This window comes from Labrenzia sp. THAF187b, from assembly GCF_009363375.1.
GTDB classification, from domain to species: domain Bacteria; phylum Pseudomonadota; class Alphaproteobacteria; order Rhizobiales; family Stappiaceae; genus Roseibium; species Roseibium algicola.
The window spans coordinates 1,830,613-1,856,953 of record NZ_CP045344.1 but is presented as its reverse complement, the minus strand read 5'-3'; the positions used below and the strand labels follow the sequence as shown (position 1 = coordinate 1,856,953).

Annotated in this window: 25 protein-coding genes; 12 read left to right on the top strand and 13 right to left on the bottom strand. The window is 60.6% G+C overall.

Annotation, left to right across the window (positions count from 1 at the left end; genetic code table 11):
- The first annotated feature begins 183 nt into the window (after positions 1-183).
- Positions 184-1,641 (top strand): PAS domain-containing methyl-accepting chemotaxis protein, encoded by a 1,458-nt coding sequence (locus tag FIV03_RS08530; protein ID WP_152511869.1) that lies wholly within the window; start codon positions 184-186, stop codon positions 1,639-1,641.
- A 101-nt stretch (positions 1,642-1,742) separates the two neighbouring features.
- Here the strand turns inward: FIV03_RS08530 and FIV03_RS08525 are convergent, their stop codons facing one another.
- The 3 genes from FIV03_RS08525 to FIV03_RS08515 are packed head-to-tail and all read right to left on the bottom strand — an operon-like array spanning position 1,743 to position 5,385.
- Positions 1,743-2,765 carry a substrate-binding domain-containing protein gene (locus FIV03_RS08525; protein WP_286202304.1) on the bottom strand — a complete coding sequence of 341 codons (1,023 nt, stop codon included), beginning with the start codon at positions 2,763-2,765 and terminating at the stop codon, positions 1,743-1,745.
- A 56-nt stretch (positions 2,766-2,821) separates the two neighbouring features.
- Positions 2,822-3,850: an ABC transporter permease gene (locus tag FIV03_RS08520; protein ID WP_023002859.1), complete on the bottom strand. Its 1,029-nt coding sequence runs from the start codon at positions 3,848-3,850 to the stop codon at positions 2,822-2,824.
- On the bottom strand, positions 3,847-5,385 hold the full coding sequence (locus tag FIV03_RS08515) for a sugar ABC transporter ATP-binding protein (RefSeq protein ID WP_209009908.1): 1,539 nt from the start codon (positions 5,383-5,385) through the stop codon (positions 3,847-3,849). The genes FIV03_RS08520 and FIV03_RS08515 overlap by 4 nt, the downstream gene beginning before the upstream one ends.
- Positions 5,386-5,523: 138 nt before the next feature.
- On the opposite strand from FIV03_RS08515, the gene mtnK reads away from it, so the two are divergent.
- From mtnK to FIV03_RS08495, 4 genes are read left to right on the top strand one after another with little or no spacing between them, the layout of a single operon-like run.
- A complete protein-coding gene (gene mtnK, locus FIV03_RS08510; protein ID WP_152509250.1) occupies positions 5,524-6,786 on the top strand; it encodes an S-methyl-5-thioribose kinase in 1,263 nt (420 codons plus the stop codon).
- Positions 6,783-7,892, top strand: a complete 1,110-nt coding sequence (mtnA, locus tag FIV03_RS08505) for an S-methyl-5-thioribose-1-phosphate isomerase (protein ID WP_075283981.1) — start codon at positions 6,783-6,785, stop codon at positions 7,890-7,892. The genes mtnK and mtnA overlap by 4 nt, the downstream gene beginning before the upstream one ends.
- Positions 7,889-8,908 carry a sugar-binding transcriptional regulator gene (locus FIV03_RS08500; RefSeq protein ID WP_152509249.1) on the top strand — a complete coding sequence of 340 codons (1,020 nt, stop codon included), beginning with the start codon at positions 7,889-7,891 and terminating at the stop codon, positions 8,906-8,908. Before mtnA ends, FIV03_RS08500 begins: the two co-directional genes overlap by 4 nt.
- Positions 8,901-9,569, top strand: coding sequence for a class II aldolase/adducin family protein (locus FIV03_RS08495; RefSeq protein ID WP_152509248.1), 669 nt, complete (start codon positions 8,901-8,903; stop codon positions 9,567-9,569). The genes FIV03_RS08500 and FIV03_RS08495 overlap by 8 nt, the downstream gene beginning before the upstream one ends.
- A 13-nt stretch (positions 9,570-9,582) precedes the next feature.
- Here FIV03_RS08495 and FIV03_RS08490 read toward each other — a convergent pair whose 3' ends face one another.
- From FIV03_RS08490 to FIV03_RS08470, 5 genes are all read right to left on the bottom strand, one after another.
- A complete protein-coding gene (locus FIV03_RS08490; protein ID WP_055659774.1) occupies positions 9,583-10,086 on the bottom strand; it encodes a DinB family protein in 504 nt (167 codons plus the stop codon).
- A 22-nt stretch (positions 10,087-10,108) separates the two neighbouring features.
- Positions 10,109-10,768 (bottom strand): carbonic anhydrase, encoded by a 660-nt coding sequence (locus FIV03_RS08485; protein ID WP_139314252.1) that lies wholly within the window; start codon positions 10,766-10,768, stop codon positions 10,109-10,111.
- A gap of 205 nt (positions 10,769-10,973) precedes the next feature.
- A complete protein-coding gene (locus FIV03_RS08480; protein WP_152509247.1) occupies positions 10,974-11,351 on the bottom strand; it encodes a hypothetical protein in 378 nt (125 codons plus the stop codon).
- Between the two features lie 119 nt (positions 11,352-11,470).
- Positions 11,471-13,228: a diguanylate cyclase gene (locus FIV03_RS08475; protein WP_152509246.1), complete on the bottom strand. Its 1,758-nt coding sequence runs from the start codon at positions 13,226-13,228 to the stop codon at positions 11,471-11,473.
- Between the two features lie 200 nt (positions 13,229-13,428).
- Complete coding sequence (locus FIV03_RS08470; RefSeq protein ID WP_077291546.1) at positions 13,429-15,426, bottom strand: protein meaA; 1,998 nt, start codon at positions 15,424-15,426, stop codon at positions 13,429-13,431.
- Between the two features lie 285 nt (positions 15,427-15,711).
- Between FIV03_RS08470 and ccrA the strand changes: the two genes are divergently transcribed.
- Positions 15,712-17,007 (top strand): crotonyl-CoA carboxylase/reductase, encoded by a 1,296-nt coding sequence (gene ccrA, locus FIV03_RS08465; protein ID WP_023002848.1) that lies wholly within the window; start codon positions 15,712-15,714, stop codon positions 17,005-17,007.
- A gap of 139 nt (positions 17,008-17,146) precedes the next feature.
- Here the strand turns inward: ccrA and FIV03_RS08460 are convergent, their stop codons facing one another.
- Positions 17,147-17,821, bottom strand: a complete 675-nt coding sequence (locus FIV03_RS08460) for a class I SAM-dependent methyltransferase (protein ID WP_152509245.1) — start codon at positions 17,819-17,821, stop codon at positions 17,147-17,149.
- Between the two features lie 280 nt (positions 17,822-18,101).
- On the opposite strand from FIV03_RS08460, the gene FIV03_RS08455 reads away from it, so the two are divergent.
- Positions 18,102-18,638 (top strand): CAP domain-containing protein, encoded by a 537-nt coding sequence (locus tag FIV03_RS08455; RefSeq protein WP_306355459.1) that lies wholly within the window; start codon positions 18,102-18,104, stop codon positions 18,636-18,638.
- 9 nt (positions 18,639-18,647) lie between these two features.
- Here the strand turns inward: FIV03_RS08455 and FIV03_RS08450 are convergent, their stop codons facing one another.
- The gene (locus tag FIV03_RS08450; RefSeq protein ID WP_152509244.1) at positions 18,648-19,214 is read right to left on the bottom strand and encodes an SH3 domain-containing protein; all 567 of its coding nucleotides are present in this window, start codon (positions 19,212-19,214) and stop codon (positions 18,648-18,650) included.
- A gap of 200 nt (positions 19,215-19,414) precedes the next feature.
- Between FIV03_RS08450 and FIV03_RS08445 the strand changes: the two genes are divergently transcribed.
- Positions 19,415-19,906, top strand: coding sequence for a hypothetical protein (locus FIV03_RS08445; RefSeq protein ID WP_209009907.1), 492 nt, complete (start codon positions 19,415-19,417; stop codon positions 19,904-19,906).
- A 21-nt stretch (positions 19,907-19,927) separates the two neighbouring features.
- Here FIV03_RS08445 and FIV03_RS08440 read toward each other — a convergent pair whose 3' ends face one another.
- Positions 19,928-20,692 carry a GH25 family lysozyme gene (locus tag FIV03_RS08440; RefSeq protein WP_286202276.1) on the bottom strand — a complete coding sequence of 255 codons (765 nt, stop codon included), beginning with the start codon at positions 20,690-20,692 and terminating at the stop codon, positions 19,928-19,930.
- Positions 20,693-20,845: 153 nt separating this feature from the next.
- Between FIV03_RS08440 and FIV03_RS08435 the strand changes: the two genes are divergently transcribed.
- Entirely contained in the window at positions 20,846-22,039 is a 1,194-nt protein-coding gene (locus tag FIV03_RS08435; RefSeq protein WP_173013809.1) for a cation:proton antiporter, read from the top strand.
- A 70-nt stretch (positions 22,040-22,109) separates the two neighbouring features.
- The gene (xth, locus tag FIV03_RS08430) at positions 22,110-22,919 is read left to right on the top strand and encodes an exodeoxyribonuclease III (protein WP_152509242.1); all 810 of its coding nucleotides are present in this window, start codon (positions 22,110-22,112) and stop codon (positions 22,917-22,919) included.
- A gap of 222 nt (positions 22,920-23,141) precedes the next feature.
- Here xth and FIV03_RS08425 read toward each other — a convergent pair whose 3' ends face one another.
- Entirely contained in the window at positions 23,142-24,116 is a 975-nt protein-coding gene (locus FIV03_RS08425; RefSeq protein WP_152509241.1) for an NADPH:quinone oxidoreductase family protein, read from the bottom strand.
- 164 nt (positions 24,117-24,280) lie between these two features.
- Here FIV03_RS08425 and FIV03_RS08420 point away from each other — a divergent pair, with 164 nt between their 5' ends.
- Entirely contained in the window at positions 24,281-24,826 is a 546-nt protein-coding gene (locus FIV03_RS08420; RefSeq protein ID WP_031270178.1) for an RNA methyltransferase, read from the top strand.
- 61 nt (positions 24,827-24,887) lie between these two features.
- On the opposite strand, the gene FIV03_RS08415 is transcribed toward FIV03_RS08420, so the two are convergent.
- Positions 24,888-25,460, bottom strand: coding sequence for a sigma-70 family RNA polymerase sigma factor (locus FIV03_RS08415; RefSeq protein ID WP_152509240.1), 573 nt, complete (start codon positions 25,458-25,460; stop codon positions 24,888-24,890).
- 253 nt (positions 25,461-25,713) lie between these two features.
- Here FIV03_RS08415 and FIV03_RS08410 point away from each other — a divergent pair, with 253 nt between their 5' ends.
- Positions 25,714-26,223, top strand: coding sequence for an invasion associated locus B family protein (locus FIV03_RS08410; protein WP_023002837.1), 510 nt, complete (start codon positions 25,714-25,716; stop codon positions 26,221-26,223).
- Positions 26,224-26,341: the final 118 nt, after the last annotated feature.

The window sequence follows — 26,341 nt, the reverse complement described above, 5'->3', positions numbered from 1 at the left end:
TGTTTCGGAAAACGTTGCGCCATCTCAGGATTGCGCGATCACCTTTTTGTGTTGTCTGAATCAGCTAAATCACCCAGTTCCACAGGCCTTCGAAACTCTTTCTTCAACTTCCGCTACGACAATATTGTCCCCAAACAGAGACAAAAACCGGGAGTGAACAAGGTGCTGTTTTCAGGGTCGAACATGTGGAAAGCCGCCTTCGATGCGCTCAATCGCTCGCAGGCGATCATCGAGTTTACACCCGAAGGCACGATCCTGACTGCCAATCCCAATTTCCTGAAGGCGATGGGCTACGCTCTCAATGAAGTTCAGGGAAAACCCCACAGCATGTTTGTCGACCCCGCCCACGCGGCATCGGCAGAATACAAGGCCTTCTGGAAAAAGCTGGCCCAAGGCGAATATCAGACCGCCGAATACCTGCGCTACGGCAAGGGCGGCCGGGAGGTCTGGATACATGCGTCCTACAATCCGATCCTCAACAGCGCCGGCAAGGTGGTCAAGGTTGTCAAGATCGCCTTCGACATCACCGAGCGCAAGCAGAAGACCGCCGACTTTGAAGGCCAGGTCGAGGCGATGAACAGGTCGCAAGCCGTGATCCATTTCGATCTCGACGGTACGATCCTTGACGCCAACGACAATTTCCTGTCCGCGATGGGTTACTCCCTTGATGAAATCAAGGGCCGCAAACACGGCATGTTCGTCGAAAAGGACCATGCGGCGAGCACGGAGTACCGGCAGTTCTGGAAGAATCTCGCCGAAGGCAAATTTCAGGCGGGTGAGTTCAAGCGCATCGGCAAGGGCGGGCGCGAAGTCTGGATCCAGGCAACCTACAATCCGATATTCGATTCCGCCGGTCGTCCCTTCAAGGTCGTGAAATTCGCGACTGACCGCACACCGCAAGTCGTCGAAAGACGTCGCCGCGCCACCGTTCAACAGGGCATCGACCAGGATCTGTCCGAAATCGCCACGGCCATTTCCAACACGACGGAACAGGCCACCACATCGGCCTCGGCGTCCGAACAGACCTATTCCAGCGTGCAGACCGTCGCGGCGGCGGCAGAAGAACTCGTTGCTTCGATTCAGGAAATCAGCCGCCAAGTCCAGACCGCGCTTGAAGTTTCGCAAAGCGCTGCGACCGAGGCCGAGCGGTCCAGTGACATCATGAGCGGGCTGTCTGAGGATGCAAAGACGATCGGTTCGGTAATCGAACTGATCGACGGCATTGCCGACCAGACAAATCTCCTGGCCCTGAACGCGACCATCGAGGCAGCGAGAGCAGGGGAAGCCGGCAAGGGCTTCGCCGTTGTTGCCTCCGAAGTGAAGAGCCTCGCCGCGCAGACAAGCAAGGCAACCGAAGAGATCTCCAATCAGATCGGCTCCATGCAGGAGACGACCGGTCAGGCAGTCGCCGCAATCGAGTCGATCCTGGCAGTCATCAAGAATGTCGGAGACATCGCCGCCAGCATCGCATCCTCGGTCGAGGAGCAATCGGCGGTTACGAACGACATATCCTCCAACATGCATTCGGCCGCACAGGGCGTGGAACGGATCACCTCCAACATGCAGTCGATCTCCTCGGCAACTGCCCAGATAGACGCCGCGACGAAGAACGTTAAGCAGGCCTCGCAATCCCTGATGTGAACACGGGACGCGCGATCTGACATCACGCCCCGTCCTTGCCAGACAAAAAAACCCGGTGCCAAGGCACCGGGTTTTCTTTTGACGGGTTTTTGAACCTGGCCTTAGCGCGCCGGAAGCGGGATCCACTCGGCAACAGAAACATCGGCATGCTGGAACTGCGGCATCTTCTGGCCCAGGTCTTCCATGTTCTTGACGTCCTGCTCGTTCAGGAAATCCTGGGTGATCAGGGTCGGCGGCACGACAACCTGCTTGCCCGGGTCTTCACCTGCCAGCATCAGCGCCAGCGTGCGCACGCTGACTTCACCGACAACCGCCGGGTTGGTCGCGACCGTTGCCGCCCAGGCGGAATCCGGCTCGCGCATGGCGGAGATATCGGCCGTGGAAACGTCCGCGGAATAAATGGCGATGTCCTGGTTGAGACCGGCTTCATCGACCGCAATCTTCACACCTTTGGCAAATTCATCGTAAGGAGCAAAGACGACGTTGATGTTCGGATTGGCCTGCAGCACCGAACGGGCCTGGTTGGCAACGGAGTTGGCAATCGGGTTATCAAGCGTGCCGAACATGGCCGCTTCCGTGATCCCCGGATTGGCTTCCTTGATTTCCTTCCAGGCGACGTCGCGGCGATCCAGCGGCGCAATGCCCGGCACATAGACATAGCCTGCGGTAAAGCTGTCGCCATTGTCCTTGATCGCCTGTTCCAGGGCCAGCTTGCCGAGCAGGTAGTCGGACTGTTCGATCTGCGGGATCGCATCGTTTTCAACGTTGACGTCGAAGGCGACAACCTTGATGCCCGCATCGACGGCGCGCTGTGCGGCGGCCTTCATGGATTCGGTCAGGCCGTGCTGGATGATGATGCCGTCGACACCAAGCGCGATGGCCTGATCGACCATGTCGGCCTGAAGGGCGGCATCCTGACGGCTGTCGAGAACACGCAGATCAACGCCAAGGGCAGCCGACTGCTTTTCAACACCCGACAGATAGGACTGGAAGAAGTCACCGGTGGACAGATAACGCACCAGCGCGATCTTGACCTCTTCCGGCTTATCGAACGGCGCCGGCATATCGGCTGCAAAAGCCGCTCCGCCGGAAAGCCCGATCCCGGCGGCAACCGCCAGCTTCATGAATTCACGTCTCAGCATTTGTTTTCCTCCCAATGGAAACGGCGCCATTCAGGGCGTCACGCTGTTCTCCGGCCCCCACGTCGCGAGGACAGGTAGAATGTGAAGACAAGGGCGGCGACCAACACGGCGCCCTTGACGAAATCCTGCATGTAGTAAGGAGCGTTCATCATCGTCAGCCCCTGAAGAAGAATGCCGACGAACAGTGCCCCTGCCGCCGTGCCGAAGGCGTTCGGGCGGGCAGCGCCCAGTACCGCGAAGCCGATGAGGGCCGCGGCCACGCTGTCGAGCAGAAGGTTGTTGCCTGAGGCAATGTCACCGCGGCCAAGGCGGGCAGCCAGCAGAATGCCGCCAACCGATGCCAGCATGCCGGAAATCATGTAGGCTACGATCTTGTAGCGCTGCACGTTGGTGCCGACCAGTTCGGCAGCCCGTTCGTTGGAGCCGATGGCATACATCAGGCGGCCATGCCGGGTGTACCCCAGGAACAGCCAGATCAGCAGCGCGATCAAAAGGAACACCACCACCGGCACCGGCAGCAACCGGTCCAGGAACAGGTCGAAGCGATGCCGGCCGAGCCACAGGAAAGCCGCGGAGAACGTTCCCTCCGCGACGACGCCTTCGCCCAGGCTCATCCCGGTCGCAATCGAATTGCCCTGGGTCGGAATGCGCTGCAAACCGATCAGAAGGAACATCATGCCAAGCGTCGCCAAAAGGTCCGGCACCCGCATCTTCACGATAAGGAACCCGTTGATCAGCCCGACGACCGCCCCCATCACCAGGCAGAGTGCAACCGCGACAAAGGCGGATTGCTCCAGCACCACCATGGAGTAGGCCGACAGCATCAGCGCCGAGGTTGCGACAGATCCGATGGACAGGTCGAATCCGCCCACCACCAGCGTACAAGTGACACCGAGCGCGAGAATGCCGGTAATGGCCACCGACTGCAGGATGAAGACGGCCGAACGCGGGCTGGCAAAGCCGCTGGCATAGAGACTGAAGAAAAGGGCCAGTCCGCCGAGTAGGACGAGGAAGCCGTAGCGGATGGCAAGTTCGAGCGGGTTCTTGTTCATTGTTCCGGTATTCATCCTGCCATTGCCTGCGTTGCTGGCTCGCTCTGCCCCTGCCCGCTTGCGGGCCCCGAGACATCCGCGACCAGACGGTTCAGGTCGACGTTCTTGTTGATGTATTCGCCGACGATGGCGGCCTCGTGCATGACGACGATGCGGTCGGCGATTTCCAGGGCCTCGTCGATTTCCGCCACGAAGACGAGTGTCGTGCGCCCTTTTGCGGTCTGCCGGATGTAGTGACCGATGTCCCGCCGGGCGCCGATGTCGACACCCTGGAAAGGTTCGTCCAGCAGCAATACGCGGCTTGCCTGCAACAGCCAGCGGCCGATCATGACCTTCTGCTGGTTGCCACCCGACAAGGTGTTGATGCCGTCGCCGTTGCCCTGACAGACGATCCCGATCTTGCCGATCATGTCGTCAGCAGCCCGGCGCTGTCCGCGTTCGCTCAGGAAAGAGAACCGGCTGAATGCCCTGAGGAACGGCAGTGTCATGTTGTTGGCGATGTCGAAGTCCGGCACCACGGCGTTCACGCTGCGGTCCTTGGGCGACATGAACACACCCTTGGCGACGGCGTCTTCCGCACTCTTCGGAGTGTAGGCCTTGCCGTCCAGGCGCAAGGTGCCGCCGGCCGGTTTCGCAAGGCCAAACAGCACTTCCGCCAGTTCCGTGGTGCCGCTGCCGAGCAGACCCGTCAGGGCTACCACTTCGCCTTCGCGAGCAGTCAGATCGATCTGCGGGCCATTTTCGTGTAGGCGCACACCATCTACTTCCAGGATCGGATCGCCGCCGGCAACCGGATCGATATCGACCTCGGTCATCTGGTGGCCAAGCATGGCGTTGACCGCGCCGACATAGTCCAGCGGCTCTGTCTCGAACAGGCCGGAAATCGCCCCGTCGCGCATGGAAACGATCCGGTCGGCCACGCGGCGGATGTCCGACATGCGGTGGGAAATATAGAGAATGGCGACACCTTCCGCACGCAGCCGGTCAATCAGCGCGAACAGGCGGTCGGCTTCGGAAGCGGACAGAGATGAGGTCGGCTCGTCCAGAATGAGCAACTTCGGCGCGCGGGCCATGGCACGTGCGATCGCGATCATCTGGCGGTCGGCAACCTCCAGATCCGCAACACGGGTGCGCACGTCCATCGTCAGCCCCATGCTTTCGGCAACCTTGCGGGCCTGCCGGCGAAGTTTCCTGTCGTTGACGAAGAAATCGGCACCCGGTTCGGTCAGGAGGTCCAGCGTCAGGTTGGTGGCAACATCGAGATCCGGAATGACGCCGTCATCGATGGACTGGTGCACGGTCACGACGCCCTTTGAGATGGCATCGGCCGCGTCAAGCGGCTTGAAGGGCGCACCGGCCAGCTCGATCTCGCCGGCATCGGCAAAATGATAGCCGCACAGGACCTTCACCAGCGTCGACTTGCCGGCACCGTTGGCTCCCATCAGCGCCGTGACTTCGCCGGCGCGCAGCTCCAGATCGATCCCCCGAAGCACGTGGTTGCGCCCGAAGGACTTTTCCAAGCCGCTCAATTTACAGGTGACGTCTGGCACCTTTCCTCCCGATATTTTTGCGAGTTCCTCCCCCGCTTCTCATCGTTACAACACGCTAAATAGGCATTTGTCAACTGTGTTGACTTTTGAATAATCTTGACCATTATCGGGGCAAAATAGGGAGGAACAAGACCCAAGATGGACACGCCAGACCTCTATCGGCCCCTCACGCCGGAAACGCTCGGCGAAAGACTTTCCGGCATTTCCGCCGTTGCGGACAGGATCGGAGCAGACCCGTCTGACTGGACCGTTCGCGAAGTTGGCGACGGCAACCTGAACCTCGTCTTCATTGTCGAGGGCCCCAAAGGCACGATCATCGTCAAGCAGGCACTGCCCTATGTGCGCCTGGTCGGCGACAGCTGGCCGCTGCCGCTTTATCGCGCGCTTTACGAGAACCATGCGCTTGTACGACAGGCCGCCCGTGATCCGGGCGCAGTGCCGGAGGTCTACCACTTCGATGAGGACCAGGCGCTGATCGTCATGGAATTCCTCTCGCCGCACAAGATCCTGCGGCGCAAGCTGATCGATGGTGAAAAGGTTGCAGGACTCGGTGCTTTCCTTGGCACCTTCTGCGCCCGCACCGCGTTTCGCGGCTCGGAACTGTCCATGAAGAGCGCAGACAAGAAGGCCGATGTCAGCCTGTTCGCCGGCAACGTGGAAATCCCCGCAATCACCGAAGCGCTGGTGTTCACCGATCCTTATTATGCTGCTGAAATGAACCACCACACGGAAGGTCTTGACCCCGTTGTGGCAGACCTGCGCACCAATGCCGAACTGAAGGCAAAGGTGCAGCGGTTCCTGATGAAATTTGCCTCCAACACCGAAACCATGGTGCACGGCGACCTGCACAGCGGCTCCATCATGTCCACGGACAGCGACAGCCGTGTCATCGATCCCGAATTCGTGCAATACGGCCCGCTCGGCTTCGACATCGGAATGCTGACAGCCAACTTCCTGATGGCCTATTTCAGCCAGCCGGCCCATCGCAGCGCGGAAACACTCGAGGATTTCCAGGAATGGGTTTTGTCGGTCATCGCCGAAACCTTCTCATCCTTCGAGGCCGAGTTCACCCGCCTCTGGAACACCGAGCGCACCGGCATGCTTTATCCGGCTTCCCTGTTCGAGGATCAGGGGCAGGCATCAGACTTCGCATGTGCGGGCCTCCTGCAGGATATCCGCAACGAGGCCATGGGCTATTGCGGTATCGAGATGCACCGCCGCACCCTGTCGCTCGCCCATAATGCCGACTTCGAGGAAATCGAGGACAAGCAGCTGAAGCGCCGTCTGGAAACGCGCAACCTGCTGATGGGGGCCGACCTCATCCTGTCGCCAGAAAGTTACGGCTCGACCGATGCGCTCGTGAAGCTTGCGCGCCAATTCAACAAGAAGGACATCCCATGAAGGTCAACGGCACTCATTACCGCTCGCTCTGGTGGGATGACGACAAGGCTGCCCTGCAGATCATCGATCAGCGCTGGCTGCCGCACGAATTCCGCATCCAGCAGGTCGACACACTTCAGGACTTCGCCGACGCCATCGTTGAGATGCGCGTGCGCGGCGCGCCGCTCATTGGTGCAACCGCTGCCTACGGTATGGCACTGGCCGCAAAGATCGACCCGTCCAATGCGCATCTGGACACGGCCTGGGAGTTTCTCGACAAGACCCGGCCGACGGCCATCAACCTGCGTTGGGCGCTCAACCGCTGCCGTGCGCACCTGCTCCCGCTGCCGGAAGCTGACCGTCCCGCCGCTGCGCTGAAGCTCGCGCACGAGATCTCCGACGAGGATGTCGGCATCAACCACAGCATCGGCCAGAATGGTCTTGAGATCATCCGCAAGATCGCAGCGGGCAAGAAGGACGGAGAGCCTGTTCGCATCCTGACCCATTGCAACGCCGGCTGGATTGCGACCGTCGACTGGGGCACGGCGACGAGCCCGATGTACCAGGCCCATGACGCCGGCATTCCGATCCATGTCTGGGTGGATGAAACCCGCCCGCGCAACCAGGGTGCCCTCACCTCCTGGGAATTGGGCAGCCACGGCATTCCGCACACCTACATCACCGACAACGCCGGCGGCCACCTGATGCAGCACGGCCTTGTCGACATGGTCATCGTCGGAACGGACCGCACCACGCGCCGAGGCGACGTCTGCAACAAGATCGGCACCTATCTGAAGGCACTTGCCGCCAAGGCCAACAACGTGCCGTTCTACGTTGCCCTGCCTTCACCGACCATCGACTGGACGGTAGATGACGGCGTTGCCGAAATTCCGATCGAGGAACGCCAGGAACGCGAAGTCACGCACATCCAGGGCCTGACGGACGACGGCAAGATCGGCGTCGTCCAGGTGACACCGGTTGGCACGCCCGGCGGCAATCCTGCCTTCGATGTCACGCCGAACCACCTCGTCACCGGCCTGATTACCGAACGCGGTGTCTGCGAGGCCAGCGCCGAAGGCCTTGCCGCGCTCTTCCCGGATCTCAGCAGGATCGCCAAGAGCGCATGAGCCCTGGCCCGACCAGTTCCCGGCCAACCGGCACCAAGGCCGCGGCACCCTCCGCGGCCACCAGGGCGCGCAGCCAGGACGACGCCATCATCGAGGTCACCTGGTGCTACTACCAGGAAGGCATGAACCAGAACGAGATCGCCGAACGCCTCGGCATTTCGCGGGCGACGGTCGTCAACTATCTGTCCGAAGCGCGAAAACGCGATTATGTCCGCATCACGCTGGATACGGACATCTTCCGCGATCACGATCTGGCGCGCCGTCTCGTCGACCGGTTTGGTCTGCAGGACGCCATCGTCGTTCCGACATCTTCTGCCGGGGCCGATCAGTCCCTTGACCGGGTCACCCGTGTGGTTGCCGACTGGCTGCCGGGCCTGCTGGAACCGGGCGACCGGCTTGGCGTTGCCTGGGGCGAAACGGTCTACCGGGTGGCGGAGGCCGCGCCGCGGGTAACAGTGCCGGACCTTACCGTGGTTCAGCTGGTCGGCTCGCGCCCGGCAGCCCTCGGCTTTGCCGCGGAAACCTGCTCGGCAACGCTCGCCCGCCGCTATGGCGCGCACTGCGTCAACCTTCATGTGCCGCTGCTCTTGTCCAATCGGGCGCTGGTGGAAGAACTGAAGCGGGAACCGGTGATCCGCATGCAGCTTGATGCGGTGGCCGACTGCAACAAGACCATCTTCGCCTGCGGCACCTGCACGGCAGACAGCCACGTTGTCCATACCGGTCTGCTTGACCCCGCCGACGTTGCCCCATGCGCGGAACGCGGTGCTATCGGCGTGATCTGTGGCCGCCTGATCGACCACGACGGCAACGGTCTCAACCGGGAAATCGAGGACCGGATGATTGCCGTGACGCTGGACCAGATGCGCGGCAAGGACATGGGCCTGCTGGTCGGCTCCGGCCCGGACCGTGCCAGACCGATGCTGGCCGCCCTGCGCGGCGGCTACGCCACCCACATCGCCACCTGCTCGGAAACGGCGACGGAAATGCTCAATCTGACGGAAAACAATGCTTAAGACGCCTTATCAGGACACACCCGAACTTCGCCAGGCCATCATCGATTCCTGCAAGGAGATGAACAGCCGCGGTATCAACCAGGGCACATCGGGCAATATTTCCGCGCGCGCAGGCGACCGGATGATCATCACGCCCTCCGGCGTGCCCTATGACCGCATGACCCCGGAGATGCTGGCCTCCATCCCGCTGGACGGAGACAGCGCTTTCGAAGGGCCCCTGCCGCCTTCAACCGAATGGCAGTTCCACCTTGCGCTGCTGCGGGCAAAGCCGGAGATGCACGCAGTCGTACACGCCCACCCGGTCCACTGCACCGCGCTGGCGATCAACCGGATGGAGATCCCCTCCTGCCATTACATGATCGCGCTCTTCGGTGGTGACACGGTTCCCCTGGCAGGCTACGCCCTTTTCGGCAGCGACGAACTTGCGCGAGAAGTGACAGACGTCATGAAAGACCGGCAAGGCTGCCTGATGGCCAACCACGGTGCAGTTGTTGTCGGCGAGACCCTTGAAAAGGGCCTCTGGCGTCTTGAGGAACTGGAAGTCCTGGCCAAGGCCTATATCCTCAGCCGGACGATCGGCTCGCCGCACATTCTCTCAAAGTCCGAGATCGACGCAGTGCTTGGCGCGGTGAAGAACTACGGAATGAAGACGGAAGTCTGAACAGGCTTCCCCGTCACACCAGATCGGGCATGAACGGCAGATCGGTAACACCGATGTCATGCCCGGCCTGTGTCAACAGCGTCGACACCTGGCCGCGATGATGGGTCTGGTGATTGAACATGTGGGTGACAAGCATCCAGCGCGGCCGGGACCGGGGAATACCGTCCTGGCCGCTTGTCCATTCCAGATCCTCCGCCAGCCAGTCTATGGTCAGCCACTCGGCAAAGTCGGAAATCTGCAGGCACATGTCGAAATGGGCGGCTTTCAACTCATCGAAATTCTCGAAGAGGTCAACGCCCATGCCCTTGATTTCGTATTTGCGGCCGGTGAAGCGACCCATCCAGGCCCTGTCGGCAAACAGGATGTGGTTAAGCGTGGAATGCACGGACCGGAAGAAGGCACCCCGGTCGGCCTTGCGGTCTTCATCGCTCATGAGATCCGCTGCCGCATAGACCTTTTCGGTCATCCAGCTGTTGTATTTGGCCATTCGGCGATAGAGCACCGGATCGACGAGCATGACGTCCCTTTCCTTGCAGCGCTTATCCCGCAGTGGCGAGAGCTTCAGGGGCTGTCGTGGAGAATCTCTGTGTTTCGGCGTCCATGACCCGCAATTCGCCGGACCCGATGTCGAACCAGGACCCGTGCAGGCTGAGCGAACCCGCCGAAACGGCCGCCTCGATGAACGGGAAGGTCATTAGGTTCTTCAGCGACTGGCGGATACCGGCATATTCCATGGCAAGCTGAGGATCGTCGGCCTTGTCCACCGGCATGCAGGCCATCGCGATTGCCGCCGGCTCCAGCAACTTGATCCACCGGCCGATGAACTGACCTGTCGCCATCGGCGCATTCGCGTTTTCCCGGAACGCCTTCACGCCACCGCACTGGCCATGTCCCATGATCACAATGTGCTTGACCTTGAGCCCGTTGACCGCGAATTCGATCGCGGCGCTGGTGCCATGCTGACCTTCCGTATCCTCGTATGGCGGCACCAGGTTGGCAACGTTGCGCACCACGAACAATTCGCCCGGACCGACATTGAAGATGCCTTCCGGCGTAACCCGGCTGTCGCAGCAGGAAATCACCATCACATCCGGCGTCTGACCGTAGACCGCCAAGCGTTCATGGGTTTCCTTGTACCTGACGAACCCCTTGTTGAGGTAACGGCCGTAGCCTTCGAGAAGATGTGCGGGGAAAGTCAAACTCAAGTCTCCAGCTCTTGTCACCCGGGATCAGCCACCTGCACCAGATGTGGGAGGCCTGCCAACCGGAACGGCGGCACCTGATGCTGCATCCCGAAGGACGCGCACCTGTGCACGAACGATAGGGGATCTCCCCTGCCGGCCATAGATACGGGTTAATACGTAACGAGCCAAGTGGCTTCAACCTTTTGGACGACTTCGCCCGTCAGGTCGCGACATTCACCTCATGGGGCGGCTCACCGTCCTCGTGATCCTCATAGGCATGACGGACGTTGTCCGCGGGCATCCTGTCGACAGGTCCCCGCAAGGGGTGTACCGGCCCGTGATCAATGCCCGGCTCCATGACCTGCAACGCGACAGCCCGATAGGCGGCAACGCCATCCAGCACATGATTTACGGTGTGGTGATCGTCAACAAGAACTGCCGGAGTGTCCTCGGACATCCCGTTTTCATTTTCGTGGCGCTCTGCGGTGTCACGCTTCTTTCTGCGGTCGTAACCGGTGCCGTCACCGTCACGGTCCGCGGGGTACTCTGTCGCATGCGCCACGACCTGGGCCGATTGCGGCCTTTCGATCGTCGCCATTCCGGCCTCCTGGCCCTCAGAGAATTGCCGCCTTCTGGCGGAACCCGCCAATTGTTTCAACAAAGGGTTAACAAAACTTTACGTTAAGTTAACCCTCGGTATTGTCAAAGGCAACTGCCTCAGGCCGACTGGGACCGAGGGGTCGGATAGTCGACACAGACCCGGTTGCGGCCCGACGATTTGGCAATGTAAAGCGCCTGATCCGCCCGGGCGATCGTGTCTTCGACATCACGATCATCAGCCGTGACTTCCGCCAGCCCAATGCTGACCGTGACGGAGATATTGCCAACGCCGGCATCCACGGTGAGGGCTGCAATTCTCAACCTGATGCGCTCGGCCAGGACCCAGGCCCCGTTTGCGTCGTTTTCCCTCAGGAGGAGAACGAATTCTTCCCCGCCGAACCGGGCAGCCTTGTCGGTCGAACGGATTTCTTCAACGATGGCATCACCGATGGCCCGGATGACGTCGTCACCGGCCCGGTGCCCGAATTGGTCATTGACGGCCTTGAAGTGGTCCGCATCGATCATCAGCACGCTGAACAGCCGGTCGTGGCGCTGGAAGGTCGCAAAGGCATCTTCCGCAAACGGCTGGAACGCACGCCGGTTCAGGAGGCCCGACAGGGAATCGCGTTCCGCCAGCGTTCTCAAGGAGCGGATGTCGGCTCCCAGTTGCCGGTTCCGTTCCTCACTGGACCGTATGTTGCGGCTGTATTCGTCCTTCAGAACCGCCAGCATGTCCCGGGCTGTCCTTGCGCTTTCTTCCACGGTACCGAGCCGGCGCAGCAGCGACCTGACGGAGGCAGACACCTGCGAAAGTTCCCGGAACCCGTGCAGACGCGGAACTGTCGTTTCCTTTTCGTCACGCCCGATCCTGTCCAGCGCTGAAACCAGGCCGAGAAGCGGCTGCGAGATGGTGCGAGACGCAAGCCATGCCAGCAGCGCGGAAAGACAGGCGACCGCAAATCCGATCAGAAAGATATTGCGAACCAGAGCCGCCACCCGAGCCGACACGACGCTGACCGGCTGCTGCACGGCGACTTTCCAGCCCAGCCCCGGATAATCGCCAAGGCCCGAGGTTTCGACCTCCGCGACCACCATGTCGGGATTGCCGGGATCGTAGGCAGCATTCTCCCGGGAGAGGCTCGTGCCTTCGGCGTCTTCCCCGACAAGCACCGTGCCGTCGCGCGCAAGCACGAAGAGGTCGAGCCCTTCCTTGCCGAGATTGTTTTCCAGAACATCGCGCCGGGTTTCTTCCGCCCAGCTCCAGCTCATGTGCGCGCCAAGCACGCCCGCCAGTTTTCCGTTTTCGTCCTTTACCGGCATTGCCACGTCGACGAAACGAAACGGCGCTTCATCGGGGCTTGTCCGCAACAGGTGGTCAAGCAGCTTGGCAAGATGCACATCCTCGACCGCAGGCCCTTTCAGACCACTGATGAACCAGGGCCGCTCGGCGACGGATGCGCCCTCCAGCATGCCTTTGGTTGCCGCCACGACCGTGCCGTCGACAGATGCAAATCCGATCCAGGCATATTGCGGCAGGCTGCGCTGCAACTGGTCAAGCGTTTCACGAATGATGTCGGGATTGCGCGTCCAGACGGGCTTCAGCAGTTCCATGTCTGCGACGTTGCGCACTTCGCGGTAACGGTCGAACATCGTCTGGTCCAGCCGCTGCGCCATGCTGCGCGCAATCAGGGTCAGGTCCCACTGGTTTTCCCGGATGGCTTCGCCGCGTGCAATCAGGGCCGCACCGAATGCGGCCACCGCGATCGAAAAGATGCAAAGCGAAGCCGCCAAAAGGGCAACCTGCTGGCGCAGACTGGTCCCGTCCCGCAATCCGATGAGGACTGAAGTTATTCTGGAAATTGGCTTACGTATCATCGGATCGTTTCCTGCTTAGACCCGCGCTAAGGGAAACTACTAATGGCCAAGTATAAATAAATCTTGAACCCGCCAGCGAAACCGACGCAGCCACGACTGCGCCAGTTGCAACTGAAAGTTTATCCGAGACTAGAAGAGCGAATAATTTTCGCCAATAAATACTTCAATCGGCATTATTGTCACTTTCGACGAAGGCCGGTTCAAGCAGCCTGTTCTGCGCGGTTGCCGACAATCTTCACCACATCGGCCATGATATCGGTGAGCTGGAAGTCCTTGGGCGTATAGACCGCCGCAATGCCTTGCGCCTTGAGCTGTGCCGCGTCTTCGTCAGGGATAATCCCACCAACCACGACCGGGATATCGTCCGCGCCGGCTGCCCGGAGGCGGTCCATCACATCACGCACCAGGGCCAGGTGCGAGCCGGACAGAATCGACAGACCGATCACGTGAACGTCTTCTTCCACCGCGGCGTTGACGATTTGCGCCGGCGTTAGCCGGATTCCCTCATAGACCACCTCCATGCCGCAGTCGCGCGCCCTGACGGCAATCTGTTCCGCTCCGTTCGAATGCCCGTCGAGACCCGGTTTGCCGACCAGGAACTTCAGTCGGCGACCGAGTTTCTTTGACACTGCTTCCACATCCGAGCGGATGTCTGCCAAGGTGCCGGCATTGTCCCGCACGGCCTGGCCGACACCGGTCGGAGCACGGTACTCGCCAAAGACCTCGCGCAGTGTCCGGCCCCATTCGCCTGTGGTCGCTCCGGCCTTGGCCGCGGCAATCGAGGGCTCCATGATGTTGCGGCCTTCCTGGGCGGCGGCTTTCAGGTCCGCCAGCGCGGTTTCGACCGCAGCTTGATCGCGTGCATCGCGCCAGGCCTTGACCTTCTCGACCGCCTCTTCCTCGACATGCTCGGAAACGGTGAGAATGCCGCCATCTTCCCCGGCGGCCAGAGGTGAAGGCTCGCTGTCCGTCCAGCGGTTGACGCCGACCACCACCTGGTCGCCGCCTTCGATCGCGGCAAGGCGTGCGGAATTGGCTTCCACAAGCTGGCGCTTCATGTAGCTGCTATCGACCGCGGCGACCGCACCACCCATGGCATCGATCCGGGCAAGTTCCTCGCGGGCTTGCGCCTTCAGCTCTTCCACCTTGCGGGTAATTTCGGCGGAGCCGTCAAAAATGTCCGCATAGTCCAGAAGGTCGGTCTCATAGGCAACGATCTGCTGCATTCGCAGCGACCACTGCTGGTCGAACGGTCGCGGCAGGCCCAGCGCCTCGTTCCATGCCGGCAGTTGCACGGCGCGGGCGCGCGCATTCTTGGACAAGACCACCGCCAGCATCTCGATGAGGATACGGTAGACGTTGTTTTCCGGCTGCGGCTCGGTCAGCCCGAGGCTGTTCACCTGAACGCCATAGCGGAAGCGGCGATAGCGCTCGTCCTCGACGCCATAGCGCTCCAGGCAGATCTCGTCCCACAATTCGGTGAAGGCGCGCATCTTGCACATCTCGGTAATGAACCGCATGCCCGCATTGACGAAGAAGGAAATCCGGCCGACAGCCTTCGGGAAGTCTTCATCGGGAATGGCACCACTCGCCTTGATGGAATCCAGAATGGCCACCGCCGTTGCCAGCGCGAAGGACAACTCCTGAACCGGTGTCGCACCTGCTTCCTGCAAATGATAGGAGCAGACGTTCATCGGATTCCATTTGGGCATGTTGGAATAGGTCCAGGCGATGACATCGGTCGTCAGCCTGAGCGATGGCGCCGGCGGAAACACATAGGTGCCCCGGGACAGATATTCCTTGATGATGTCGTTCTGGGTCGTGCCCGACAGCAATTTGCGGTCGGCGCCCTGTTCGTCGGCAGCCGCTATATAGAGCGACAGCAGCCAGGGTGCGGTCGCGTTGATCGTCATGGAGGTGTTCATCCGCTCCAGCGGAATGTCCTGGAACAGGGTGCGCATGTCGCCGAGATGAGCCACCGGAACACCGACCTTGCCCACTTCGCCGCGCGCCAGGGCGTCATCCGGATCATAGCCGGTCTGAGTCGGCAGATCGAACGCAACGGACAGGCCAGTCTGACCCTTGGCAAGATTGCCACGGTAGAGCTTGTTCGATTCGGCCGCCGTCGAGTGACCCGCGTAGGTCCGGAAAATCCACGGACGATCTTTCTCCGGCCGGCTCTCACCCGATGCACTCATGCCACTCATCCTCCTAAGGCGTTCTGCTGCCTGTTTTTTCTTGATTTGGCAGCACCGCGTCAGCCTGTTTCTCCCGAACAGTCAGCAGTGTGCCGGAGTTTACGCGACTGCGAAACCCCAATGTGCAATGCAAAATATGGTTGGCATCAAAACGCAAGTTAAGCAATAGTCGTATAGAACGGTGATCGTTTTTGAACAATAGTTGCGCAAAATTGGGTATTTGCCCGATTACGACTTGTGCAAATGCGAAATTCTGAGGCCCAAAAGAAGCCCTGGGAGGGGAGAATGACAGCGACCGCGGAAGCCAATGACAACCAAACGCGAGAGGGCGCGCCGGTGAAAGATCTTTATGAAATCGGAGAGATCCCGCCGCTCGGACACGTTCCCAAAAACATGTATGCCTGGACCATCCGCCGTGAACGCCACGGACCGCCGGAAGACGCCATGAAACTGGAAGTCGTGCCGACCTGGGAACTCGACAGCCACGAGGTTCTGGTTCTGGTGATGGCCGCCGGCGTCAACTACAACGGCATCTGGGCAGGCCTCGGCCAGCCGATCAGCCCGTTCGACGGTCACGGCGCCGCCTATCATATTGCCGGCTCCGATGCCTCGGGCATCGTCTGGGCCGTTGGTGACAAGGTCAAGCGCTGGAAAGTGGGCGACGAGGTCGTGGTTCATTGTAATCAGGACGACGGCGACGACGAGGAGTGCAACGGTGGCGACCCGATGTTCTCCACCTCCCAGCGGATCTGGGGCTACGAGACACCGGACGGCTCGTTCTCGCAATTCACCCGCGTGCAGGCCCAGCAGCTTATGCCCCGGCCGCGCCACCTGACCTGGGAAGAAAGCGCCTGCTACACGCTGACGCTCGCGACCGCCTATCGCATGCTGTTCGGCCATCACCCGCATGAGCTGAAGCCGGGTCAGAACGTGCTTGTCTGGGGCGCCTCGGGTGGCCTTGGCTCCTACGCCATCCAGTTGATTACGGCAGCAGGCGCCAATGCCATCGGCGTCATCTCTGACGAGGACAAGCGCCAGTTCGTGCTGGATCTCGGCGCCAAGGGCGTGATCAACCGCAAGGACTTCAAGTGCTGGGGTCAATTGCCGACGGTCGGCTCGCCCGAATATGCGGAATGGTTCGCGGAAGCGCGCAAGTTCGGCAAGGCGATCTGGGACATCACCGGCAAGGGCAACAACGTCGATATCGTCTTCGAACACCCGGGCGAGGCAACCTTCCCGGTCTCCACCCTGGTCTGCAAGAAGGGCGGCATGGTCGTTATTTGCGCAGGTACGTCAGGCTTCAACTGCACCTTCGACGTCCGCTACATGTGGATGCACCAGAAGCGCCTTCAAGGGTCACACTTCGCCCATCTGAAGCAGGCCTCGGCCGCCAACAAGCTGATGATCGAACGGCGCATCGACCCTTACATGTCCGAGGTCTTCCCCTGGGATCAGATCCCGAAGGCCCATACCAAGATGTGGAAGAACCAGCACGCACCGGGCAACATGTCCGTCCTGGTCTGCGCACCGACCACCGGTCTTCGGACCTATGAGGACGTTCTGGAAGCCTCCACCCGCTGATCCGGCGCCGCCGCCTTCAGGGCAACCACCTGCAGGCGGCGGGCTCAACAAGCTCCCTGAAAGGCTGGGGGCCTCAAGCCCCGTTAGCCTCATGCAGCCTGACCAGCCCGTGTCTCACGGGCTGGTCTTTTCTTTTTGATTACCCGGCGGTGGCGACCCAGCCTCTGAAGGTGAAGGCCGTGTAGAAGGTCTCGACGTCGACAAATCCGGCCTGCCTCAACAGATCCGCATCCTGCTCGGGCGTCAGCACCGGCAAGCGCTCCTTCATCGCAGCCATGCCGTTTTCGGTAAGCGAGCGGGAAGTGCCGGATTCGGTGGAAAACGCCGCATATCTTGCCAGCCACCTGTCCTTGCCCGCAGGGTCGGTCGGAAAGCTGTGATGAACCGAAACGAAGGCCGCGCCAGGCTTCAACCGTTGCCGCAGCCCGGAAAGCGTCTTCAACCTCTCCTCCCGATCCAGAAAATGAAGCGTCAGCAGGCAGGCGGCGCCATCAAATTGTCTCTCGGGGGCATCATGGATGTATCCCTCCTGCAGGCTCACCCTTGCCCCGAGAGGACCAAGATGCTCTTGCGCCTTTTCCAGCATGTCCGCGGACGGGTCGACACCAAGGAAACGCCAGTCGGGCTGCATGCGGGCAAAGGCCTTCAGTTCAACACCGCCACCGGCACCAAGCACCAGGATTGTCCCGTCCGATGGCGCCCGCTCCGCCAGCAGCAGGCCGGCCATCTTGTGCATGTCGGCAAGCCCGGGAACGAGCCTCGCCGTTCTTTCCGCATGTCCGGCGGTTGATGCGGTTCCGGAAAACAGCGACATGGAAAAGGTCCTCAAGCAATGCGTGGCCTGGTGCTCCGATCCATACCAAGAGGTTCGGCACCATCATGTTACTTTATATGTAACTTGAAATTTGCCATTCAAGAAACCTGCTCCATTTTTTCCAACCCATTGCGCGCACACCCCAGCTGAAAGGCTTGTGCACCGGTTTCAGGAGCCTTGCGCCGCAATTCTGCTCAACTGTCGTCCCATCACCTTCCAATGTGAGGCGAATCATGTGCCTCACTAAATCTCATTGATCCTGAGCGGGAGCTTCAACAGCGTGGCTGACAATCCGATGGTCCATCGATCCCTGAAACTCGCCCTCGCCGGAGCGCTGCTGCTCTCGGTTGCCGCCTGCATGGGCGACCGCATGCAGACACCCCCCTTCTACGAGGACATGGCGCGTGTCGACGGTGTGGTAGATGCTGCAACGGCCGCCCAGATGATCTCGCAATACCGGATCAACAACGGACTGTCGCCCGTGATTGCCGATCCGCAGCTGACATCCATTGCAAAATCGCAGGCCGACGCGATGGCCGCGGCCGGAAACGTTCAGGCATCGCTCGCCCCGAACCAGCAGCTGGCAACCCGCATGGCCTCCATCGGCGAGCCGAAGACGGCTGCTGCCGAAAACGTCAGCGCCGGATACAGAACCTTTGCCGAAGCTTTTTCAGGCTGGCGGGAAAGCCCGAAGCATAACCAGGTGTTGCTGACGAAAGACGCGACCCGGCTTGGCATCGCGACGGCTTACGCGCCCAATGCCAAGCACAAGGTTTTCTGGTCGCTGGTCATGGCTGGACCGAAACCGGCCCGGTAACAGCCCGCTTCAATAGATACGCGGCTCGAAATACCTTTGCGGATAGCCGGGAAATGAATCCCAGTAGGGCCGGATAATGATCGGCTGCGGCGGCGCGACAACGACAGGCGGCGCTTCGTAAAGCGGTTCCGGTGCATAGATGGGTCCCGGTTCAACCGGCGGCGGATCATAGGGAGGATCGCCCTTGTAGACCGGACCGCCGCGATAGGCAGGTGCAGGCGCCTCCGCATAGATCGGGTAATCCCGGTAGTAGCGCTGCACACCCAGGTTGATGCCCGCGCTGGGGATTGGCCGGCCATAATAGATGCCTTCACCGCCATAGCTGAGATATTGGCCGGAAACCCATCCCTTCACATTGGTGAAGGCGGCATCGCACCAGCCGAAGTCGGCCGTACACCCGAAAATGGTTACCCCGCCCCCGCGCGGCACGGTGGCCATCACGGGATAATTGGTTCCCGGTCCGGCGCGCATGTTGAGATTGGCCGTCGTGAAGGCAATGGCCGGCCGTGATTGTGCGCTTGCTGGCAGCACCATCATCACGATCGCGGCAAATGCCAGCGAAAAGCGGATCAACATGTTCAAAACTCCAAAGTTCTGCGCCCTGACGCTTTCAAGAAGCGGCTAGCATCATGGCAAAAGTATAGCGCTGCAGGCGTCTCTATTCCTTCTCACGCCAAATGCTGCCCGCCCCAGCTTGCGCCCAGCTTGCGTCCGATTTGCGTTCGGCCTGCATTTCGGGCTTGATAGGCGCACGAACAGCCGGGGGGCTTTGTGAAGTGAAACGAATTCAATCTGTTGCGTCTACCATGGCGCTGGCGGCGCTCTGGTCTGCTGCATCCATTGCACAGGCGTCGGCCTTCGATGCGCATGCCGGCTATTATTACCCGGAGGTGCAGACCCAGGAGGTTTACGTCTCAGAACTGGGCCTTGCACCTGACACCGGCAAGCGGTCGCGGGCAGCCTTCGTCAGCGGCCTTGCATCCCAGAACGCAAAACTGGGGTATCCGCCCGGATATCACCTTTTTGCCAAGGGCACCGAACTGGAAAAGCTGATTGTGGTGGCAACCGGCGACGGGCGCTACGACACGCTGTTCAGGCTGCGGGCCCTGCTTGCTTCCCTGACCTCGATGGCCCGCACGACGGAACTCTTCGCGCGGTCAAACCAGCCGCAGGACCTGAACTTCCTCGATCTTTGCAAGATGATCGGCTTCACCCAGGTCACAGTCAGCAACGGCAAGGACGTCACGCACCAGATCAAGGTGCGTTAGCGGTATTGGCCCAGGGCACGGTCAGCGCCTCAGCTTGCCGTTCAGCCAGTCGCGGTATTGCGACTTGGTTCCGAAGAACGCATTCCGGTCGACGTCGCCTTTGACGCCCGGCACCCGGCCCTCGGCCGTATACTGCCAGAAAAACCAGTCGTCGCGCTGCTCATAGATGTTGTTCGGGAAGCTAGCGACAGAACGCAGCCAGAATTGCTCGTTCTTGAGCGCACCGACCAGTCGGTCGCGGTGGAAATCGACCGAGGAATAGATCACCGGGCGCTTGCCGTAGTGCTTTTCCATTTCGTCGAGGAAGATCTTCATGTCCCGCAGGATCTGCGGTCGTTCCGGCCGTTCCCGGCAGGTCTTGGAATGCGCATTCCATTCCATGTCGAGAACAAGCGGCAAGGCTTGCGGGTCGACGGGAACGATTTCCTTCACCCACGAAATCTGTTCTTCAACCGGACGGCAGAAATAATAGAAGTGATAGGCCCCGCGCGGCATGCCCGCCTGGCGCGCTGCCACCCAGTTCTCGACAAAGCGCGGGTCGACGTGGTCGCCGCCTTCGGTCGCCTTGATCCAGGCGAAGGCGACACCGCCCTGCTTTGCGGCCACCCAATCGATATCGCCCTGCCACCGGGACACGTCGATGCCGTGTACCGCGTAGTCTTCTGGCGTAGGATCCGGAAAGTCGTAAGCCGCGCACGAGCTTAAAAAGATGAACCCGAAAATGGAACAAAACGATTTTACGATTGCCAGCACAGCGTCCTCGGCAGGGTTAAGAAAGGCTTTCACTCACCGCACAAAATGCGCGGGATTTCCTAACGGAGCGTAGACGAAATCACGATTTCTCCGCATAAACACGTATCTGTTATCGTGCGGGCAATCGAATAGGGCGGGATTGCGGCGGATCAAAGACGACTGGTCTCTTTCCCTCAATGTATGAGCATGGAAATCGCGACCACCCTGATCGCCATTGGCGCCCTGCTGCTGCTCGGCATGCTGGCCGACGAAATCGGCCACAGGACGCAGATGCCCCGCGTGACGCTGCTGATCCTGTGCGGACTGGCCGCCGGCCCCGCCTTTCTGGATCTTCTGCCTGAAAACCTGACCCAGCTTTACGAAACCCTCGCCGTTCTGGCCCTGTCGATGGTCGCCTTCGTTCTGGGCGGCAAACTCTCCAGGGTCCACCTGCAGAACAGCGGCAAGGCCGTAACGGTCGTTTCGGCTTCAGCGGTCGCCTCTACTGCGATCATCGTCTTTGCAGGTCTCGCCCTGCTTGGCTTTCCTCTGGAACTGGCCCTGATTCTGGCAGCCCTGGCCACCGCCACCGACCCGGCAGCCACCAGCGATGTCATCCGCCAGTACCGCGCCAAGGGGCCATTCACGACCATCCTGTCCGGCATCGTCGCACTGGACGATATCTGGGGCATTCTGGTCTTCGCGTTCTGTCTCATGGGAGCACAGGCACTCATGGGCGGCGACGGCTCGGGCGCCCTGCTGCATGCTGTTTGGGAAATCGCCGGATCGCTTCTGCTTGGCGCGATTATCGGCCTCCCGGCGGGCTACCTGTCTGGCCGCCTCCAACCCGGCGACCCGACCCTTGCCGAAGCGCTTGGCATCGTGTTCCTGACGGCGGGTCTCGCCCTCTGGCTCGACCTCTCGTTCCTGCTTGCCGGCATTGCCTGCGGGGCCATGGTGGTCAACACCGGGCGTCACCATACCCGGCCGTTCTATGAAATCGAACATATCGAATGGCCGTTCATGATCTTCTTTTTCGTGCTGGCCGGCGCAGCGCTGCAGCCGGACCTGCTTTTGAAGCTTGGCCTCCTTGGCGCGGCATATGTTCTGTTGCGGCTCGCCGGGCGCCTGGCCGGAGGTTGGCTGGGCGGCAAGCTCAGCGGCGGGGCCGGAACCGACCGAAGCTATCTCTTCGGCCTCTCGCTTCTGCCTCAGGCGGGGGTCGCGCTTGGCATGGCTCTGGTCGCTGCGGAAGCGCTGCCGCAGTTCCGCGACGAAATCCTGACCGTCGCCATCGGATCAACCATCGTCTTCGAACTGCTCGGCCCCGCGGCCACTCAACTCGCCCTGAAACGGGTCGGCGAAACCGGCAAGGCCGGGGAAGACGTTCCCGAGACCTGAATTCGTTTGCACTCGGTGGCCGAATCCGTATGACTTGGCTATTCCCGCAACAAGCCTTGGCAAATTTCCCATGACAGACCGGATCAAACTCGTCACCTGGAACATCAATTCCGTGCGCCTGCGCATGCCGATTGTGGAACAGTTGATCGAGCAAGTCGCACCGGACGTGATCTGCCTGCAGGAAACCAAGTGCCCGGACGCCAATTTCCCGGAAAACGCCTTCCGCAAGGCGGGATACGAACACATGGCCATCCACGGCCAGAAGGGCTACCACGGCGTCGCAACGCTTTCCAAGCTGCCGCTGAGCAACATCGAGAATCGCGACTTCTGCCAGGTTGGGGACAGCCGTCACGTGGCCGCGGACGTGCCCTTCAACGGCTCCAGCATCCGGCTGCACAATTTCTATGTGCCGGCAGGTGGTGACGAGCCGGATCGCACGATCAACCCGAAATTCGGCCACAAGCTCGACTTCATGGCCGAGATGCTGGGATGGCTGAAAGGCGAGGAAACCTCGAAACCCGCCATTCTGGTCGGCGACCTCAACGTCGCGCCTTACGAGCACGATGTCTGGTCCCACAAGAAGCTCCTGAAGGTGGTCTCACATACCCCGGTCGAAACGGAACTGTTCGAGCAGGTGCGCGAGGCAGGCGGCTGGCTGGACGCCATGCGCCAGTTCACCCCGCTGGACGAAAAGCTCTACACCTGGTGGAGCTATCGCGCCAAGGACTGGTCTGCCGCCGACAAGGGCCGCCGTCTTGACCACGTCTGGGTGTCTCAGCCACTCGCCCCGTATGTGAAGGGCACCACGGTCCTGCGCGATGCACGCGGCTGGGAAAAGCCGTCCGACCACGCCCCGGTAATCGCGGAATTTGCGATCTGAAGTCAATTCGAACAAGCGGCCCATCCTTCGAGACAGCGCTTCGCGCTTCCTCAGGATGAGGTCATCCTTGTTGCATGTTCCCGGATTTGCCGAACCCGAGCCTCATCCTGAGGAGGACCGCAAGGTCCGTCTCGAAGGATGGGCCACGTACCCGAAAAACAGCATCTGAACTTGCCTAAACCTGGAAAGACCTCGCGCCATCAATCAGGCGCAACGCAGGCCTCAAGGCGTCACAATCACCTTGCCCTGCACCCGGCGCGCAGCGATTTCCTCAAGCGCCTGAGCGGTTTCTTCCAACTTGTAAACGCCGTGGATGTGCGGCTTCAGCTTGCCTTCAGACACCCAGGTCAAAAGTTCCTTCATGTTGCGGCGATGACCTTCCGGGTCCCGGTCGAGTGCTGCGCCCCAGAAGACACCGCGAATGTCGCAACCTTTCAGCATCACGATATTCAGCGGGATTTTCGGAATGTCGCCCGCGGCAAACCCGATCACCAGGAACCGCCCCTCCCAGGCTGTTGCCCGGATGGCCTGTTCCGACAGCTCTCCGCCAACCGGGTCGTAGACAACATCCACACCCTTTCCACCGGTCAGCTCCTTCAGGGTTTCCTTGAGCGGCTCAACCGAATAATCGACCGTCATGTGAGCGCCGAGCGAGCGGGCGAAGGCGAGCTTTTCCTCAGATGAAGCGCAGGCGATCACCCTTGCCCCCATGATCGCGGCAATTTCCACTGCAGCCTGGCCGACACCGCCCGATGCGCCCAGAACGGCAACAGTCTCGCCGGGCTTCAACCCGGCCCGGTCCCGATAGGCATGCAGCGTGGTGCCATAAGTCACGGTCAAACCTGCCGCGACTTCAAAGGAAATATCGTCCGGCAGCGAGACAAGATCGCCTGCTGCGACCACCACTTTTTCCCGCGCCGCCCCCCAGCGCATGTAGCCCATGACCCTGTCACCGGGCGAAACCCCTTCGACGCCGGAGCCCACCTGATCGACCACACCGGCGAATTCGGCACTCGGCGAAAACGGCATTTCCGGCTTGTACTGGTACTTGCCCTTGATGATCAGCGTATCGAAGAAATTGAGCGCACAGGCCTTCACCCGCACCACGACCTCCCCCGGCCCGGCAACCGGATCGGCAATCTCCTCGACAACCAGGCTGGAAGGCGGACCGAAGGTTTTGCAGAGACAGGCTTTCACGGCATCCTCATGACATTCTACGGGTAAAGCGCCGCTCGCGCTGCGCCGGGTGAGACGTTAGCAAGCCCTGTTCGAGGCGGGAATTGGCTTTCCGGATAAGCTGAAAACTTTCGGCCTTGGCGAAAGTCGGCTATGAGGCAGCCAAATCGAAAACGGACAAACTGATGCGCGGATATTTTGCAATCGGGGCCGAAGGCCTCTCGAAACGGATGAACCTGGGCACCTTGATGCGCTCTGCTCATGCCTTCGGCGCCAACTTCTTCTTCACGGTGGATGCCGACCAGAAGCTGCGCAAGGCGCCCCCCTCCGACACCTCCAAGAGCCCCGGCCACCTGCCTGTCTTCACCTGGGACAGCGTAGACACGATGGACCTGCCCAGAGGTTGCCAGCTTGTGGGCATCGAGCTCACGGACGAATCGATCGAGCTGCCGAGCTTCGGACATCCCCTTCAGGCGGCCTACGTGCTGGGTCCTGAAAGAGGCTCGCTTTCACCGCAGATGCTGGCGCGCTGTGACCACGTCGTGAAGATCCCGACAAAGTTCTGCATCAATGTCGCCATGGCCGGCGCGATCGTCATGTACGACCGTCACAGGGCGCTGGGTCGCTACGCGGACCGCTCGACCACGGCCGGCGCTCCCAGGATCGAGCGTCCGAAACATGTCAGCGGCGGTCCGGTGATGCGCACGGGACGGAAAGTGCCGGGAACCTGAATGAGTTGCGCCTGAACTTCAGGCCGCCAGAATTTTGGGTGCCTCCTGCCCGGCCCCCCAATTAATCCACATCCACGGACGTGTCGGTTTCCAGAAGCTGGCGCAAACGTCCGAAGGCAAGCCGGATACGGGATTTGACCGTGCCAAGCGGCAGGCCTGTGTGTTCGGCGATCTCGCTGTGCGACTGTCCTGCAAAAAAAGCCAGCCGAACCACATTCCGCTGCTCTTCAGGCAACTGCGACAAAGCAGCACGCACGCGTTTTTCCCGCAGCTTCGCATCCATCTCTTCGGCAATGTCCGGCAGGGGTGTCGGGTGCAGGGACGGATCTTCGGGGTCGAGCGCGGCAGACTTCTGGCGACGGATCCTGTCGATACGCCGGTTCCGGGCAACCCGGAACAGCCAGGTGCTGGCATTGGACTTTTTCGGATCAAACAGATCGGCCTTGCGCCACAGCGTCATCATGACGTCCTGGGCGACTTCTTCGGCAAGGGCCTCATCGGCGCCCTGCTTCATCAGGTAGCCCTTCAGGCGCGGCGCAAAGTGATCGAACAGCTCGATGAAAGCCGCCTTGTCCCGGTCTTTCGCCACTTTGACAATGAGATCGGAAAAATACTGCACCTGCGTCAAAGACAATCAATCCCCCTGCCGATCCATCTTCTTTATCAGGTTCGGCATAATTCGAAAGGGGGGTCAAGCAGGTCTGCCACACTGTTGCCGCGTTTAGCCGCAAAGCGATTAGGTTGGTGCACGCACCGAAAAACAGAAAATACAATTGTCGGGCTTCAACCCTTTCGTAACCCGCTTTAAGTTATCATTAAAGCAAGGTTTATATGTCAGACGGCAGTTGAACTAAATTTGACGGAAACTCAAATCCAACGGTGTGGAGATGATGAAAGCAAAATCGCTGGTTCTGGCCATAGCAGGTCTTGCCGTTTCGAGTGCAGCGGCTTTCGCACAAACCCCGACACTTCTGAAGCAGCACAAGGACTGGGCGGCCTATGCGCTGACCAGTGGCGGCGGCAAGGTTTGCTACGCGCTTACCAAACCGACGACGTTGCTTCCGGGAGATCGAAATCACGGGGACGTATTCTTTTTCGTGACCACCCGCCCGGCGGAAGGCGTCTCGTCCGAGCCGAGCCTGCTGGTCGGTTATCCTTTCAAGGACAAATCCTCGGTCAGCGTCGACATTGACGGCAAGGGCTTCACGCTCTTCACCAACAATGACGGTGCCTGGGTCGAAAATGCTGCAACCGAAGCGCAACTCGTTTCTGCCATGAGGGCAGGCCGGGAAATGACGGTGACCGGCGAATCCAGCCGCGGCACCCGCACCACCTACAAGTTCTCGCTGTCCGGCGTCACAGCCGCGATCGACGACTCCAACGCTGCCTGCCGCTAACGCGTTCAGGCAGCAGCTTCTCCGGCTTTCCCCTGCATCCGCAGGGCGAAAAGCCGAAGTCGGCCGGTGGTTTCCTTCCAATCTCGACGTCACCCTGGACGGGCCAAAAGGCCTATCC